This is a genomic window from Nocardia blacklockiae (genome assembly GCF_015477355.1).
GTDB classification, from domain to species: Bacteria; Actinomycetota; Actinomycetes; order Mycobacteriales; family Mycobacteriaceae; genus Nocardia; species Nocardia blacklockiae.
The window spans coordinates 980438-997024 of sequence record NZ_JADLRJ010000001.1 but is presented as its reverse complement, the minus strand read 5'-3'; the positions used below and the strand labels follow the sequence as shown (position 1 = coordinate 997024).

Here is a 16587-nt window from a genome sequence, read left to right as displayed (position 1 = left end):
TACGGGGTTGACAGCGGGGGTTCGCGCAATCTATACAGTGATTACATTCTGAACACTGCTTAGATTGGAGTCGTCATGCCGGATCTTGTTCTGGTGACCGGGGTTTCGGGGTATCTGGGAGGCCATGTCGTGGGCGATCTGCTCGCGCACGGCTACCGGGTGCGCGGCACCGCCCGCACGGTGACCACCGAGCTGGCGGCGCGGCTGCCCGGGGTGGAACTCGTGGCGGCGGAGCTCGGCCGGGATGCCGGCTGGGCGGAAGCCGTCGCGGGCTGCCGTTACGTGGTGCACACCGCGTCGCCGTTTCCTTCGGGCGCGCCCGAGCACGAGGACGAGCTGGTGCGCCCGGCCGTCGACGGGACGCTGCGGGTGCTGCGCGCCGCGGCGGCGGGCGGCACGATGGAGCGTGTCGTGCTGACCTCCTCGATCGCGGCGGTGCGGGTCGGGCATCCGGAAGGGGTGTGCACCGAGGCCGACTGGTCGCGAGTGGAGGCGTGCGACGCCTACGAGAAGAGCAAGACACTCGCCGAGCGGGCGGCGTGGGACTTCGTCCGCGAGACTTCGGCATTCGAGCTGGTCGCGATCAATCCCGGGATGATTCTCGGTCCGGTGCGGCAGCCGTCGGTCGGGACGTCGGTGGCGGCGGTGCAGATGCTGCTGGCCGGGGCCATGCCGGGGGTGCCGCCGATCGGATTCGCCACCGTCGACGTGCGGGACGCGGCGGCCGCGCACCGGCTGGCACTGACGGTGCCGGAAGCGGCGGGGAATCGCTATATCTGTGCGGGCGAACAGGTTTCGATGAAACAGATGGCGCAGGTGCTGTCCGCCCGGTATCGCGTCGCGACGCGCACGATTCCCGGGCCGCTGATCCGGCTGGTGGCCCGGTTCGACGACTCCGCGCGGACCGCCGCGCGGTATCTGGGGCGGCGGGAGCGGGTCAGCGCGGACAAGGCGCGACGCGAACTCGGTTGGGCGATGCGGCCGTTGGCGGACACGCTGTTCGACACGGCGGAGAGCTTGATCGATTACGGGCTCGTGGCGGATCCCGGGCGGCCCCGGCGGGGTGGTCCGCGGCGCGAAGCCGTTGCGGCGTAGGGGCGGCGGCCATGTTGGTCACGGCGGCTGTCGTCGCGCTGGTCACGGTGCTGCGGCGCAGGTTTCGCGGCAGTGCGGGCCTGCGCTCGGCACGGGCGGCGACGGTGCGGCGGGTGCGGATGCTGCGGCAGGCGAACGGTGCCGCGGTGGCACGGAGGCTGGCCGCGGGGGCCGGGGCGCTCGTGCTGCTGGGTGCGACGATGTCGACTCTGTCGTGCGTGTTCTGAGCGGGTCGGTCCCGGCGATTCCGCTACCAGCGATCACCGGATGGCTGGTTCGGGGCGCGGGGCACCGATAGTGTTTGCCCCCATGGAGTTCAGTACGCTCGGCAACACCGGTTTGATCGTCTCGCGCATGGCTTTCGGGGCCATGACCTTCACCGCCGGGAACAGTGATATCGGTGCGGTCTACAAGGTGGGGGCGGAGCTCGCGGACGAACTGGTGGGTCGTGCGCTGGAGGCGGGGATCAACTTCTTCGACACCGCCGACGGCTACGCGGGCGGCGAGTCCGAGGTCCTGCTCGGGCGGGCGTTGCGGTCGCGGCGCGACGACGTCGTGATCGCGACCAAGGTGGGATTCCGGACGGGGGAGCCGCTGACGCAGGCCGGGTTGTCGCGCCGGCACATCCAGTGGTCCATCGACCAGAGCCTGCGGCGGCTGGGCACCGACTGGGTGGACGTCTACATCGCGCACAAGGAGGACCCCTTCACGCCGCTGGAGGAGACCCTGGCCGCGCTCGACGAGGTGGTGCGATCGGGCAAGGCGCGCTACCTCGGCTTCTCCAACTGGTCGGCGTGGAAGGTGGCGGCGGCCGCGGAGATCCAGTGCGCCAACGGTTTCGCGGCGTTCACGCACGGGCAGATGAATTACTCGCTGGTCGGGCGGGACGTCGAACGCGACGTGATCCCGATGATGCGGCGCTACGGTATGGGCCTGACCGTGTGGAGCCCGCTGGCCTCGGGTTTCCTCAGCGGCAAGTACACCCGCGAGTCGCTGAGCGACCCGGACAACCGGCTGGCCGGATTCGACATCCTGCCGCTGGACAAGGACAAGGGCTTCGCGCTGGTCGACCGCATGCGGGTGATCGCCGACAAGCACGACGCGAGCGTCGCCCAGGTCGCGCTGGCGTGGCTGCTCGCACAGCCCGCGGTCACCAGCATCCTGCTCGGCGCCTCGAAACTGCGTCAGCTCGAGGACAATCTCGGCGCTCTCGAGGTGCGGCTGAGCGCGGACGAGGTCGGCGAACTCAGCGACGCCATGCCCCCGGCCGCGGTGTACCCGAACTGGTTCATCGAGAGCATGCAGGACCAGCCGGCCACGCAGGCGCTCACGCGGGGTTGATCGCGGTGACGAGGGGCGCGGCGGTTCCCCCGGCCGGGGGTGCGGGTGCACCGGTGCGCCGCTAGTCTGCGGCGGTGGATCTGTCGGAGTTGAGCGGTTCGGTGTCGTCGGTGACGGATCGGCTGGGCGAGGTCTCGCCGCAGCCGCCGCTGTGGGTCGTGGTCGTGACCGGGGTCGCGGCACTGGCGCTCGTGCTGTATCCGCCGGTGTGGCGGGTGCTGCGCACCGTGGTCACCATCGCGCACGAGGTCGGGCACGCGGTGGTCGCGGTGCTGACCGGGCGCACGCTGCGCGGGATCCGACTGCACTCGGACACCTCGGGCGTCACGGTGTCGCGCGGAAAGCCCTACGGGCTGGGCATGATTCTCACGACCATGGCGGGTTATCCGGCCCCCTCGCTGGTCGGGCTGGGCTGCGCCGCGCTGCTCGGGATGGGCCGGTTGACCTTGATGCTGTGGCTGGTGGTGGCCGCGCTCGTGGTGCTGCTGCTGGTGATCCGGAACCTGTTCGGCTTCCTCGCGGTCGTGGTCACCGGGGCGGTCACGCTGGCGGTGTCCTGGTACGGGACCGTGGTGTGGCAGGGCGTATTCGGGTGCGCGGTGGCGTGGTTCCTGCTGTTCGGCGGCTTGCGCGCGGTGGCGGAACTGCAGCGGGTGCGCGTGCGCGGCGACGGCTCGGACGCCGATCAGCTCGCCCACCTCACCCGGCTGCCCTCGCTGCTGTGGGTGCTGGTGTTCGCCGCCGCCTGCCTGGCCGCCCTCATCGCCGGCGGCAGCCTGCTGCTCGGGCCGCTGCCCGCGCTGCACACCGCGTGACTACGCCGGAGGGAAGCCCGCGGCCCCGGCGCGCCAACGCTGCGCTTCGGCCGTATTGCCTTGGCGCTCCAGCACTTCGGCGAGGCCGGCCATGGCCCGGACGTCGCCGTGGTCGGCCGCGGCGCGCCACCAGCGTTCGGCGTCGCTGAACTCGCCGCGGCGGAACCGGACCACGCCGAGGTCGTAGGCCGCGCCGGCGTGGCCGAAACCCGCCGCCTGACTCCACAGCGCGCAGGCCTGCTCGACGTCGCCGCGGCCGTGCATCGCGACCGCGAGATCGTAGAGGGCGGTGCGGTAGCGGCTCTGGTCCGTCGGCGCGGGCACCGTGTGGACCTCCACCACCAGTTCGCGGAAGTCCGGCGGGCCGATGCCGCCGCTACAGCGCAGCAGCGGGTGACCGTTCTCCGCGCGGTCGATCACCACGCCGTAGTTGCCGGTCCACGACCGAGTGGCCCCGGCCGCGTCCATCCACACCGGGGTCACCGTGATCCAGGCGTCCGGACCGGCGGCGCACACCTCCAGGCACGCCCCGTTCGCCATGGCGTCGGGCCACACGTCGACACCGTGTAATCGCCTGCCCTGCAACACGACATGCCCGCCCAGCACCGACAGGCCCATGCCCAGCCCCAGCAGGCCCGGCGGGGGTGCGGTGGCGTGCAGGGTGAGGGTCACGAGGGTCGGGTCCGGGCCCAGCGCCTCGCGGTACATCGGATACGCCAGGGCGCCGCCGACCTCGACCGGTTGCGTATCGGCGTACCGCTCGGCCAGCGGCGTCCGGTCGTAGTCATCGTAGGGAGACGGCCCGGTCATCGCGTCCGCCTTTCGCCGGATACTGCTCGGGTGGAGTCGGCCAAACGGTAGCGCATACGGCACGCAAGGCGCGCGCAAGTCCGGTGCAATCGGCCACCGGCACGCTCGAATTCATGACGGAGACATTCGATGTGGTGGTGGCCGGCGCCGGGCCGGTCGGGCTGATGCTGGCCTGCGAGCTGCGCTTGGCCGGGGCGCAGGTGCTCGTCGTGGAGCGGCTCGCGGAGGTGGACCAGACGCTCAAGGCGGGCGCGATCAACCTACCGACCGCCGAGGCGTTCTACCGGCGCGGGTTGCTGCCCGAGCTGAGTGCGCGGCACGCACGGAAGATCGAGCAGTACAACGCTTTTCGCGCAACACAGGGCGAGGAGCCGGTCCGGCGGGTGGTGGCGGGACATTTCGCCGGGATCTTCCTCGACGCGTCCCTGATCGATCTCGACGATCCGCGGTTCGCCGGGATCGGCCCGGTCGGCGACGCCTGGTTCGTCACGCAGCAGGACGTCGAGCAGATCCTCGGCGCGCGGGCCGCCGAACTGGGTGTGGAGATCCGCCGCGAGACCGAACTGACCGGGTTCACCGACGACGGCGACTGCGTCACGATCTGGTTGGGCGACACCGTGATCCGGGCCGGCTGGCTGGTCGGCTGCGACGGCGGCCGCAGCCTGGTCCGCAAACTCGCCGGATTCGACTTCCCGGGCCTGGACCCGCTGATCACCGGGCACCAGGCGGTCGTGGAAATGACCGACACCGAAGGGCTGCGGCCGGGCTGGAACGCCACCGAGCACGGGATCTACGCCTACGGGCCGATGCCGGGGCGGTTCCTCACCGTCGAGGTCGACGGGCCGCCGCAGGACCGCGACGCGCCCGTCACCGCCGCGGAACTCCAGGCGAGCCTGCGCCGGGTGTCGGGTGTTCCGGTGCGGGTCACGGCGGTGAAGTCGGCGACGCGGTTCACGGACAACACGCGGCAGGCGACCGATTACCGGCGCGGGCGGGTGCTGCTGGCCGGGGACGCGGCGCACGTGCATTCGCCGTTCGGCGGGCAGGGGCTGAACCTCGGCATCGGCGACGCGGTGAATCTCGGCTGGAAGCTGGCGGCCGTGGTGGCGGGCTGGGCGCCGGCCGGGCTGCTGGGCACCTACACCGCCGAGCGGCATCCGATCGGGGCGTGGGTGCTGGAATGGACCCGGGCCCAGGTGTCGGTGATGCGGCTCGACGCTCGCAGTCGCGCGATGCGGGCGGTGGTGGCCGAGCTGCTGGCGACCCGCGACGGGGCCACCACGGTCTACGCGAAGATCTCCGGCGTGCTGCACCGCTACGACCTCGGCGGCGGGCACGAACTGGTCGGGGCGGCCGCGCCGGACGTGGAGTTGTCCGACGGCACGCGGCTGGGCGAGCACTGCGGCGACGGCCGCGCCGTGCTGCTCGACCTCGCCGATTCCGCCGAGGTGCGGGCGGTGGCCGCGCCCTGGGCGGCGCGCGTGCGCGTGGTGACCGCGAAACCCGCTCAGCCGCGCGATCTTTCGGCGATGCTGGTGCGACCGGACGGCGTCGTCGCCTGGGCGAGCGACACCGGGGCCGACGGGCTGGCGGCCGCGCTGCTCCGCTGGTTCGGCAAGCCCACGTCGTAGCGGTCAGTCCTCGCTGCTGGCTCGGTCGCCGAGGTACCGCAGCAAGGCCGGGTCGGTGGACACCAGCCGGTCCACCTCCGTGCCGCCCGCGCAGTCGTACAGGCCCACCACCACCTGCTGCGCGCGGCGGCCGAGCACCCGCCAGATGCCGCCGGAACCCGTCCAGCGCTCCAGGACGGCGACGGCATCGGTCTCCTCGGCCACGGCGGATCCTCCTTCAGCGCAGCGCGGGCACGACCTCGCGCTCGAACAACTCGATGCCGGAGGTGTCGTAGGCGGCCTCCGGGAAGTTCAGGATGGCGTAGCCCAGGCCCAGATCGCGCACGCGACTCAGGTTTTCCACGATCTGCTCGGGCGTGCCGACCGCCGCGGTGCCGCGGAACAGCTGATTCACCTGTGCCTCAGCCTGTTCGGCGCCGGTGAACGGGGCCAGCCGCGCGATGTAGGCGGCGATCCGGTCCTCGACCTCGGCCTCGGTGCGGCCGATCGCCACGTTGAAGTTCGCCGAGCGCACGATCGCGTCGAAGTCGGTGCCGACGTCGGCGCAGTGCTGACGCAGGATCTCCGACTTGTGCGCGAAGCCCTCCGGGTCGCCGCTGAAATTGGTGTAGTCGGCGTACTTCGCCGCGATGCGCAGCGTCTTCTTCTCGCCGCCGCCGGCGATCCACAGCGGAATGCCGCCCTCCTGCACCGGCAGTGGGCGCACGATCGCGCCGTTCACCTGATAGTGCTTGCCGTCGAGGGTGGCCGAACCGGTCCGCCACGCCTGCCGGAAGATCTGCACGCCCTCGTCCAGGCGACCCAAACGCTCACCGGCGGAAGGGAATCCGTACCCGTAGGCGCGCCACTCGTGCTCGTACCAGCCGCCGCCGATGCCCATCTCGACGCGGCCGCCGGAGATCAGGTCCACCGTCGCGGCCACCTTCGCCAGGTAGGCCGGGTTGCGGTAGCTGATCGCGGTACACATCTGGCCCAGCCGGATTCGGGAGGTGACCGCGCCGAACGCCGACATCAGCGTCCACGCCTCGTGGGTGGCCTCCTCGGTCGGCACCGGCACGGTGTGGAAGTGGTCGTACACCCACAGCGACTCCCACGCGTCGCCCGCGTCGGCGCGCTGGGCCAGATCCCGCATCACCCCCCACTGCGCCGCCGGGTCGATGCCGACCAGGTCCAGCCGCCAACCCTGCGGGATGAAAATGCCGAAGCGCACGAACGTCTCCTTCACGTGTCGACCGGGTCGCGACGGTGCGGCCGCGATGCCGCTGTCCACTGTCGCGACTCGGCGGCGCGGCGGCAACCGTTACGCGCCCGGCGCGTCCAATCGCCGCCGCGCCGGTGCCCGAGCCCGGCAAATCGCCCGCATCCGGTGTCGTTCGCCGCCGGGAAACCCGCGCGACCCCGATTTTCCTCGCGGTGTGTCGAACCGTCACCGGGCCTTGCGTGTTGTTCAATCGGTGCCGTTGAGGTTCCAGCGAACGAGCGAAAGGTAGTGAACATGGCTCTTCCCACCATGACCGCCGAGCAACGCAACGCTGCGCTGGCCAAGGCGGCCGCGGTCCGCAAGGCCCGCTCGGAGCTGATCGAGGAGGTCCGCAAGGGCAAGCTGTCGCTGTCCAAGGTCCTCGAGCGCGCCGACAAGGAAGACCTGGTCAAGAAGACCAAGGTCGCGGCCGTCATCAAGGCCCTGCCGGGCATCGGCCCCGTGAAGGCCGCCAAGCTGATGGACGAAGCGGAGATCCCCGCCGACCGTCGGATCGGTGGCCTCGGCTCGCGTCAGCGGGCCGCGCTGCTCGAGGCTGTGAAGAACTAGAACTCGCGGCGGCGCTCAGCAACCGAATCCCCACGGACCTGCACGAACAACCGTGATTTGGACCTTGCGATCGGATCCGATAACCTTGCTGAGCACCACCGGTCCGGGTGGCGGAATGGCAGACGCGCTAGCTTGAGGTGCTAGTGCCCTATTAATGGGCGTGGGGGTTCAAGTCCCCCTCCGGACACAGGTAGTACAGCACGGACGGTAGTGAGCTTCGGCCACACCGTCCGTTTCTATTTCTGGCGCTCGAGTGCTCTGTCGACCGCTTGTTCCAGTTCGAGCTGCCACTCGGACGACCTCGCGTGGTCACTCAGCGAAATCTCACAGTGCGGGACTCGGCTCGAGATCGCCGATCAGATGAGCGAGTAGCGCCTCCTCGTGCACAACGACTCGGTGTTGTAGGTACAGCTCACGTAGACGCTCCAGCTCGACATCCGGATCCTCTCGGGGTTCCACGGCAACCTCGGACCCTACATACCGGCTGTAGGTGCGAGCGTCGTAGCGCCACAGCGTGGCTGCCGGTGCGGCCACTCGCAGGTTTTCCACGATGGTGAACCCCGCTTCGTCGATATCCGCGCGAACCGCGATCGGGCAACCGGCCAGCGCTAGCCCGGAGACCAGGTCGATGGCGGCGAGGGACGCCTGCCCGTCGGTGCATACCATCGGCGGACAGTCCCGGCCGTATCGGTCGGCGGCGGCTTCCACCACGGTCACGTTCTCACAGACGAAGACGCGCGTACGGGGGGCAGCCGACCACGGTCCGGTGAGCGATCGGAGCGTGAGCCACAAAGGTTCTCCGGTGGGACCGCTCCACCGGGCCGCCGTAATGTCGCCGCGCAGTGGAAGATTGAGGGTCAACACCCGGGAAGACACTCCGTCGCATCGGACACCGGCCGCGGCCCAGGCTGCTCGCCAGTCGCGGCCCGGTCGGGACGCTCGCGGTAGATCGTGCACGTGGGCGATCAGGCGAGCGACCGCGCGGCCGAGGTCTTCCCGATAGTCCAATGCGTGAGCGTTGTCGAACACTGTCGCCGCCAACTGCGCCAAGCGCGTGTCAGTGCCCGGTGCGGGCAATGCGTGCCACGTCCTGAGCACCCGGTCGGCGAAGTCCGCCAGTTCGCCGGTCCCGCCGCGTGGCAGGCGTGTTTCGGCCAGCCACGCGGTTACCCGGTTCGCGTCGATGCCTGCACGGACCAATTGGCCTGTGACGTCGGCGATCTCGGCCTGGGCGGCGTCACGCCGGATAGCGCGTTCGCGGCGTTCGTCGGTGAGTTCCCGGCCGTCGAGTGTTTCGATGAACCGGCGCACGGTGAACCCGTGGTCAGCCAGCGCCGCGGCGAGGTCTTGCAGCCGGACCGCCCGGCCGGACACGTCCCATCGAGTGCCCAGCAGGCGGGCAACCTGGCTGCGCTGGGAGTCGTCGAGATCGACTCGCAGCGTTCCGATTTCGGTGCGATGGCCGCGCCGGGCCCGCTGTCGGATCGCGTCGAGCACGAGGACCGGTCCCGGCATCCGCGCCCACGCGCTCAGTCCGGATGGCAGCGATGCGGAGTCACTCGTCGCCATCACCGAATCCGAATAGCTCGCCGGTAAGTTCGATCGAGGGCCTCGTGACGCCGAGCCTGTCCACATCGACCAAAGTCAGGTCACCGCCGCACCACAGGTACGGCATGGCGTCCACGCCGGGCAGATGTTCCTGTCGGGCCAGGTCGTAGATCGCGGCGGCGGGAACGGTGGAGTAGTTGCACCATTCGTCGTGCGCGGTGAGCATGATGTCGAGTTCGAAGTCGACGGTCAGTCCCATGAACGACGCCTTGATTCCGGCATCGACACCGGTCATCGCCTCGTCGAGCCACACCCACCGCGGGGCGTGGGGGCCAGCGGCGTCGTAAGCCACCACCGCCGCGGCGAACAACGGCTGCGAGAGCAGCACGACCTTCTCCCCACCGGACTTTGCGCCGTGCTTGGCGGCATCGAACGCGGTGAACCTGCTCCCGGAGCCCGGCCGGTATTCGAGGGCCAGGCGCAGCCAGCTGCGGTAGTCGAGTGCGAGGGTCAGGTGTTCCTCCCAGTCCACCGCGCCCTCGGCGACCGCCTCGCCACGGGCCTCGTCGATCCGCCGAGCCAGGAACGCGCGCACCATATCCTGGCTGCTGGCGGATAGTTCGTGGTAGCCACGACCGAGTGCGGTGACGACGGCGCTGGCATCCGAGTCGGCGGGATCGGCTTCCCACACCACTCGCACCACATGTCCCTGCCGAGTGGGATGGCGGGCGAGCTGTTCGTTGATCCGGGCGAAGGTGCGATGGGTGTAATCGAGCCGCTCTTTCAGGTGTTCGATGAATGTCGACCCGAGCAAGGTGGTCAGCACCTGCTGCTGTTCGGCATCGAATCCCGCCCGCTGTTCCCGAACGCGGTCAGCGAGCGCGTCGGCCGCCTGGTGCGGTGACAGCCATCCGGTCGACGGCTCGGCCAGGACTTCGACCCGCTGGATCCCCGCCGGTTCGTCCTCGTCGTCGCGCACATGTGCGTCACGGTTGGGGAGCAGTACCTGCCGGAGTTCTTCGAGCCGCCGGTTGCACCGCAGCCAAGCCTGGTCTTCGTCGTGGGGCTGTGCCCGTACTTGCAATTCCCGGCGTACTGCCGTGGCGAATTCCCGGGCGAGCTGGATACTCCGGCGTTCCGGTATCGAGAATCCGAGGGGTTCGGGCAATCCCGCGTCGAGCGTCTCCCACAGGGCACCGAGTGCGGTATCGCGCTTGGTCTCGGCGGCGGCGCGGCTCTCCTCGTGCCGGTCGAGAGTGTCCTCGGCATGCTGGACCGCGACTTTCGCGTCGGTGAGCTCGTCGGACAGCTTCCGGATCCGAGTCGCGAGCCGATCTCCCTCCTCGACCAACTGCGACTTGCGTTGCAGGAGAACCTGTTTGTCCGTACCGAGTGACTCCTCCGCGGTTCGCAGCCGCACGGTGGCCTCGTGCACCTTGCCGCGCCGCGAGGTCGCTTCGTCAGTCGCCGACCGCAGGGCTTCCTCCCGCCGCGCTAGTTCACGTTCGGCGACCGCCTGCGCCGTTTCTCGCACGATGAGCAGCCGCAGTGCGGACTCCACTTTGTCCAGACCCCTGCGAAACTTGCGCAGCGCGGTGGCCTGATCGTCCAGGTCGCGCAGTGCGAAGCGGTGCGTGCCCGCGTATTCTGCGAAGTCCGCCCACGCTTGGTCACGGTGGGTCAGGTCTCCGTCATGGACTCGGCGTTGTTCGTCTCTACCGACGCGGCAATCGGTACGGCGGCGTAGTCGTTCGCCCAGCCGGACGACGTCGTTGCCGAGGTCACGTTCCGCGGCGGCCGGGATGGCCTGTCCTTCGGCATCGAGCGCGAGCAACGCCTGATCGACCTCTGACAGCTCGGTGTCCACCTCCGCCAGGGCACGTTCGAGATCGGCTAGTTTCGTTGCCAGACGGTCGATTTCGCGGGCCTTATGCGCCGCACGGGCGGCCGCACCGATGTACGAGGCGGGGTGTGCGGGCTCGGCCCGCCCGGTGAGCCCGCCCAAGCGCCAGCTGCCGTCCTCGGCGAGCCAATCGCCACGGTGATCGGCAGGACGGGAGCCAGCGGGCAACCATGCGATGCCGGACAGGATGCGCCGCACAGCATCCGCTGGGACCCCTCCGGCGGAGTCCGGCTCCAGGACGGCCAGCAAACCGCGGTCCGTGTGCTGGCCGACGGATACCTGGATGTCGGCGATCAGTACGCCCTCCTCCCACTCGACGGATCCCGACGGACTGATCCAGGCGTCGAGTAGCCCGGATGCGGCCAGCGCCGCCTCCAATCGATCGAGCTGCGCAGATTCGATGCCATCGGCGGGGTTGACCAGTCGCCACAATGGCGCACCGGCGGCCGCGTCGAGCGGGGGCCGCTCGCGGCGCCTCCAGCCACGCGGTGGCAGCGGATCGGCGTCGGTCCATGCCCGCACCCGCTCGAGGTCGGCAGAGACCTCCGAAAACCGCTGCGCGAGAGGCTCCCTCCGCACCATCGCCGCCGTACGGCGACGCGCCGATTCGTCCACGGCCGCGGCGACATGTGCCCTCATACTCTCGACGACAGAGGCGGTCGGGTGGATCCTCCCGGTGTCCGCGTCGATCAGTGTCAATTCCGCGACCTGATCACACCAATTCGCGATACGTTCGTCCGGGCATACCGCGACCGTGGCCGATGTCCCCCACGCCTGAATCCTTTCGCGGAGGGTATGCGCCCTGGTCTGGACCGCTCCATCGGCCTCCACGACCTCGTTCTCGGCCGTGCTCAGATCTTGTTCGGCACGCCGGAGTTCCTGTTCGGACTGCTCCGCGGCGCGCACAGCCCGCTCGTGCGTGCGATGCAGCGAACTCAGGTGTGTGAAGCGTTCCTGCCGGGTCGAATGAGCGGCGGCGAGCGCATGGATGTCACGTTCGGGAAGGTGCCGAGCAACGGCGCCGGTCAGTCCGGATGGCTCCGCGGAAGCCGTCAACGTGGTACACGCCGCCGCGAACTCGTCTGCGGCACCGAGAGATTCGGCGGCCGCCTCCTCGGCGGCGAAGCGTGCGCCCGCGACGTTATCCGTCTCCCTGTCGACGACGGAATCGGCCGAGGTGGCGTGCTCGGTGAGAATTCCCACTTCGCGGCGCAGACTGTCCACTCGGCCGGCGGCGGCGACGGCATCCTCGTACGCCTTCGATTCCAGCAGCTCGGTCAGCTGGGTGTCGCAGTCACCCTTGTGCCGCTCGGACTCGGACTTGTCGGCCTCGGCGCGGCGCGCATCGGCCCGAGCGGACGTCAGGGACTTCTCCGCCTCGTTCTTGGCACGGGTGGTGTTGTCGAGAACCGTTGTCGCCGAGACGAAGTCGTCCGAACGTCGGCGCATTACCACGCGCGCCCACGGCCGCCAGCCGTTGCGCACGAAGTCGGCGACGGTCGTTGCGGCGGCCTCGGTCTGTTCCACCGCGCGACGAAGCTGTTCCAGGTGTTCCCAGCCGTCGGCGAGCTGCTTCACCTCGTTCGCGGCCAGGGGCGGCAATGCGTCGCGCAGCGCCTCGGCCAGGCTGGCAGGGTTGAGTCGTTCCCCGAGCTTGGGTTTGCGCAGCTGTTTGAGCAACTCGGTCAGATTGTCGTAGGACTCGCCGGTCAGCTCGAACAATTCCTCGGCCAGGCGAGCGCGGTACGCGGCAGCCGACGTTGGCACCGTGACGCCGTCGATCTTCTTGAGGTCCTTCAGCTCGAGCGCCCGCCCGCCCGACAGCAGGGAAAAGTCCTTGCCCGGCCGCTGCCCGCTGACAAAATGCCACGGATGGACCGATGCGGTCCCGGTTCCTGCCCGGGCACTGGCGCCCATGCCGCATACGAAGTAGCGAGACTCGCCGATTTCCGTGCGCCGGCCGAATTCGACCCAGGCGTACCCCAATCCGGAGTCGGTCTTCTCGCGTGGATCGTCCCCGTCGCCGGTGGGCAGCAGATTGAACCGCATTGTCCGATGTTGCGAACCGAACGGATCCAGAACCGATGCGCCGATCTCCCCGCGCAGCAGCATCAATGTGGTCAGTTCGAGCACCTTGGTCTTGCCGGCGCCGTTGCCGCCGCGCAGTACCAATCGTCCGTCGGCGAACCAGAATTCGGCGTCGTCGTACTCCCAGAGATTCGTGATTCCGACTCGCAGCGGTTGCCATCTGGATCGGACCGGCTCCGGCAGGCCGCCAGTGGTAGCCGCCTCCAGCCATGCCCGTCCCACATGCCCTGTCTCAGTGGTCGTCGCGGCCATCGTCCCCATCCTCGGTCGTCCCCGCATCCAACCTCTCGGTTACCGAAACTACTCGTGGATTCCGGAATCTCGCAGCAACCGGGGACAATCGCCACCAGCCGTGGCGCTCGGACGGACGTACCAGATCGAGCGCTCGCAGCAACTCCTCGCCTCGTTCGCGAACCGCGCGATCGCTGTGCAATTCCTTGGTCATCGCCTTCGGATATCGAGCGCGGACCTCGGCCGCCGCGCGATCGAACTCGGCCTCCGCGACGTATCCCTGCTCGTCGCCGTGGCGCTGCAGCTCCTCCAACATCATCAGGGTCGCGAAATCCACTGCGCGCAAACGGGGAAACGGCAGATCCGTATCGGCCTCTTCGGCGGCGATCAGAGCCAGGCCTTCCGCGCGCTGCTCGACCGTCCATCCCGTCATCTCCGCACACCATGCGACGATGCGGGTACGCTGCCCGACCGCGTAGTTCTGTTCGGCCTCGGTCAGGTCGGCATACAGGCACGCCGGAAGCTCGACCAACCGGCGCATCACCCCGAACCTGGCCGCCGACTCCGCGGTGCTACTCACGTCCGCCCCGATGTGCCGTTCGGACAGCGCGGCGGTAAGCGCCGCCGGATCGACCATGCGCAACAACAGTTCTCGATCGACCGCGTACGCGCCGCCGACCGCGTTGCGGCGATGCGCCCACCCGTCACGCAGGTCACCGGCGTCTCGATCGATCGGCCGCAGCGCGCCGGCGGCCACCAGAAGTTCCACCGCCTGTGCGAACAATCGCCTGTCACCGAACTGGTCCGGTTCATAGGGCGCCAATCCGGCGTCGGGGTGCGCCGCCAGCGCACGGGCCCGATCGGACAGATCTTGGATGGTAGTGATGTCATCGGCGTCCTCGGCGGCTGCCGCGGCAAGAATCGCCAGCACCAGCACCCGCCGATGCGGCCGGTCGTACCCGGGCGGAGCGACCACCACATCACCCAGCGGCAGGCGGAACAGCCGGGCGGCGGATTCCGTCACCACCAGTCGATACCCCAGCCTGGAAGCGAACCACTCGATCAGCACGCCCCGGTGGTGGCGTGCTCGCACCAACGCGAACAGTTCGGGATGCCGACGGCGGTCCAGCACAGGATGTGCGAGCAGACCCGTGAAGGCCCGCTGCCGCTCCGCAAGGTCGCGACTCACGGTGCCGGCTCGAGTTCGAAGTGCCAGTTGACCGTGATCAGCCGCCCGCGCGGATCGGCCAGCGCCGCGACCGATCCGTCCGGCGGCGGTGTCAATGTCACCTGCCAGCGACCGTCCTCGGTGACAGCCGAGCGCGCACCGGATGCATCCTTCCTGCGAGCCACGCCGAACAACTCGAGCAGGAAGTCCAGCTCCGGCTCGCTCAGCGCGTCCCATGCCGCCAGCGATGTTCCGGATCTGGATCGCAACGCCGCCGCCGCTTCCTTCCGCGCCGCGACCGACGCGGCTCGGGCCTTGCGCGCCGCCGCACGGCCCACCGACGTATTCAGGCCCTGCGGCCGTCGGCCGACCGCCGCGCGTGTGCCTTGTTCCCGGAACCGTGCTGTGACCGGTGCTGCCGGAGCCTCCCGCCACGACGTGCCGTGATCGGCGGGAAGATCCGCAGCAAGGAGCAGATGACGCGCCGAGAATATGCCGACCGCCGTATCCCACATGCGCCACGCCGAATCCTCGTCGGGTGCCCGTTCGATAGCGCGAGCCAAACGCAGCAACTCCGCCCGGCGGGTCACCGCTCCACCAGTGTCCATCAAGATGTGCATATTGCGAGCCCACGGCGCCACCAGATCCCGCAGCTGCCGACGCAGCCGGCGAGCTTGGGCGTCCGGACCGGTGAACCACCGCTCCAGCGTCGACCACGTATGCGTCCACCGCTGCCCTTGGGCCATGACGATCTCCTCGGAGACGTCATCGGCCAGCGCCGCACGCGCACAAGCCCGCCACACCTGGTTACTCAGTGCAGGAGCGAGGTCACCGATCAACGCTGCGATCCGTGGTGTGTGAACATCGACCTGCTCTCCCCACATGCCCACATACGCTTGCAGCGTGCGCCACAACAGATCCTGCTTCTCCGGATCGGGCCCGCCGGACAACGCGTGCGCGAGGCTGCGCTGCCAGGTCCGCGCCGCTACCGCCATACCGTTCTGCAAGACGATGATTTGCTGAAACTCCGCCGCTGCAGCGGGATACGCGCGCTCATCGATCGCCGCGGAAAACATCCGTAGCCGATCGTGAATCGCACGAGGCGCCAAAGTCAGATCGGCGGCATTGTCCTCGTCCGCCCGCAGCTCCTGCGTCCAGAACAGATGCAGGCGCGCCGCGGCCGGAGTGAGCTGGAACCGATCGCGCCGCCGCAGGAAATCCTCACCGGTCCGGGCCGGCTCCTGCCACCTCGTCAGAACTCCCCACCGCACCAGTCGATCCAACCGGCCATCGAGATTGAACTCGTCCGCCGATAACAAGGACTCGGCGACGGCCGGGCCCGCACAATCGGCGACATGACGGCGCAACCGGACCAGCAGCTCATCGAACGGCACACCGGTCAAACTCGTATCCTGTGCCTCCAGCATCACATCGACGACCGCCCGATACTGCGCCGCGAACCGCGACACCAAATAGGCAGGCACCATGTCGGCCCCAGGCAGATGTGCCGCCCAGGGATCATGCAAGCCGAACTCCGGCAACTCCTCATCATCGGAGACCACAAGGACAAGGATAGGTGTCCACGACTCCATGCCCCTGCGGATTCAGCAACCGCTCGAACCAAGGTCCGCACACGAAGCTACGCACCGAATAAACTTGCATCGAGCGCGATTTGGGCTCGATTGCCACATCCACGCTTCACCGGCGTAGGGGTTCAACTCGCCCACGCCGACGCGACCACTACGCCCACGGTCAGGGTTTGTCGCTACCGCGCGGAATCTCGCTCGGCGGCTTCGTCGACGGCGTAGGCTGTCGGATCAGCCCGCGCTCCCGTTCTGCAGCTTTCAATACTGTCCGCAAGAGTGCTTGCGCGGCCGCGTGATTCAACCGGCTCGGCCGGCACCGCAACCACCACCTCATTGCGAGGACCGTCGTCGCGGTTGTCGCTTGTCGCGTGCAGCAGCGCTGGCTCGGAGGGGCACGAATCCCGACCTGCGTGATGGGGTGCGGCAGAAAGTTAGCAGTTCTTCTGGTGGAGGGCGTGTGCGTAATGGCCAAGTCCCTCCAGACGGCGAAGGTAGTGAAAGCAGTTGCTCTGCAATAGCGTTCGCTTGTCTGACAACGATTCGAGTTGGGTCTGTGGGCGG

At 69.0% G+C, this 16587-nt stretch carries 13 protein-coding genes and 1 tRNA gene; 7 read left to right on the top strand and 7 right to left on the bottom strand.

The window, feature by feature from the left end; genetic code table 11:
* The first annotated feature begins 75 nt into the window (after positions 1–75).
* The 4 genes from IU476_RS04360 to IU476_RS04345 all read left to right on the top strand — a co-directional run bounded on the left by IU476_RS04360 (position 76) and on the right by IU476_RS04345 (position 3251).
* Positions 76–1095, top strand: a complete 1020-nt coding sequence (locus tag IU476_RS04360) for an SDR family oxidoreductase (protein ID WP_195096683.1) — start codon at positions 76–78, stop codon at positions 1093–1095.
* 11 nt (positions 1096–1106) lie between these two features.
* Positions 1107–1322 (top strand): hypothetical protein, encoded by a 216-nt coding sequence (locus IU476_RS04355; protein ID WP_195096682.1) that lies wholly within the window; start codon positions 1107–1109, stop codon positions 1320–1322.
* 82 nt (positions 1323–1404) lie between these two features.
* Positions 1405–2436, top strand: a complete 1032-nt coding sequence (locus tag IU476_RS04350; protein WP_195096680.1) for an aldo/keto reductase — start codon at positions 1405–1407, stop codon at positions 2434–2436.
* Positions 2437–2510: 74 nt separating this feature from the next.
* Positions 2511–3251 carry a M50 family metallopeptidase gene (locus IU476_RS04345; RefSeq protein ID WP_195096678.1) on the top strand — a complete coding sequence of 247 codons (741 nt, stop codon included), beginning with the start codon at positions 2511–2513 and terminating at the stop codon, positions 3249–3251.
* Here the strand turns inward: IU476_RS04345 and IU476_RS04340 are convergent, their stop codons facing one another.
* Positions 3252–4061, bottom strand: a complete 810-nt coding sequence (locus IU476_RS04340) for a tetratricopeptide repeat protein (protein WP_195097482.1) — start codon at positions 4059–4061, stop codon at positions 3252–3254.
* 113 nt (positions 4062–4174) lie between these two features.
* On the opposite strand from IU476_RS04340, the gene IU476_RS04335 reads away from it, so the two are divergent.
* Positions 4175–5692: an FAD-dependent oxidoreductase gene (locus tag IU476_RS04335; RefSeq protein ID WP_195096676.1), complete on the top strand. Its 1518-nt coding sequence runs from the start codon at positions 4175–4177 to the stop codon at positions 5690–5692.
* A gap of 3 nt (positions 5693–5695) precedes the next feature.
* Here IU476_RS04335 and IU476_RS04330 read toward each other — a convergent pair whose 3' ends face one another.
* Together IU476_RS04330 and IU476_RS04325 are read right to left on the bottom strand one after the other, a co-directional pair.
* Positions 5696–5896 carry a hypothetical protein gene (locus tag IU476_RS04330; RefSeq protein ID WP_195096674.1) on the bottom strand — a complete coding sequence of 67 codons (201 nt, stop codon included), beginning with the start codon at positions 5894–5896 and terminating at the stop codon, positions 5696–5698.
* A 13-nt stretch (positions 5897–5909) separates the two neighbouring features.
* On the bottom strand, positions 5910–6902 hold the full coding sequence (locus IU476_RS04325) for an LLM class F420-dependent oxidoreductase (protein ID WP_195096672.1): 993 nt from the start codon (positions 6900–6902) through the stop codon (positions 5910–5912).
* Between the two features lie 285 nt (positions 6903–7187).
* Here IU476_RS04325 and mihF point away from each other — a divergent pair, with 285 nt between their 5' ends.
* A complete protein-coding gene (mihF, locus tag IU476_RS04320; RefSeq protein ID WP_195096671.1) occupies positions 7188–7502 on the top strand; it encodes an integration host factor, actinobacterial type in 315 nt (104 codons plus the stop codon).
* Between the two features lie 101 nt (positions 7503–7603).
* Positions 7604–7689 (top strand) — tRNA-Leu (locus IU476_RS04315).
* Positions 7690–7826: 137 nt separating this feature from the next.
* Here the strand turns inward: IU476_RS04315 and IU476_RS04310 are convergent.
* From IU476_RS04310 to IU476_RS04295, 4 genes are read right to left on the bottom strand one after another with little or no spacing between them, the layout of a single operon-like run.
* Entirely contained in the window at positions 7827–9071 is a 1245-nt protein-coding gene (locus IU476_RS04310) for a DUF2399 domain-containing protein (protein WP_228822995.1), read from the bottom strand.
* A complete protein-coding gene (locus IU476_RS04305; protein ID WP_195096670.1) occupies positions 9058–13293 on the bottom strand; it encodes a TIGR02680 family protein in 4236 nt (1411 codons plus the stop codon). The genes IU476_RS04310 and IU476_RS04305 overlap by 14 nt, the downstream gene beginning before the upstream one ends.
* Positions 13274–14461, bottom strand: a complete 1188-nt coding sequence (locus tag IU476_RS04300; RefSeq protein WP_195096669.1) for a DUF2398 family protein — start codon at positions 14459–14461, stop codon at positions 13274–13276. Before IU476_RS04300 ends, IU476_RS04305 begins: the two co-directional genes overlap by 20 nt.
* The gene (locus IU476_RS04295; protein WP_324193858.1) at positions 14458–16002 is read right to left on the bottom strand and encodes a DUF2397 domain-containing protein; all 1545 of its coding nucleotides are present in this window, start codon (positions 16000–16002) and stop codon (positions 14458–14460) included. Before IU476_RS04295 ends, IU476_RS04300 begins: the two co-directional genes overlap by 4 nt.
* Positions 16003–16587 lie beyond the last annotated feature (585 nt).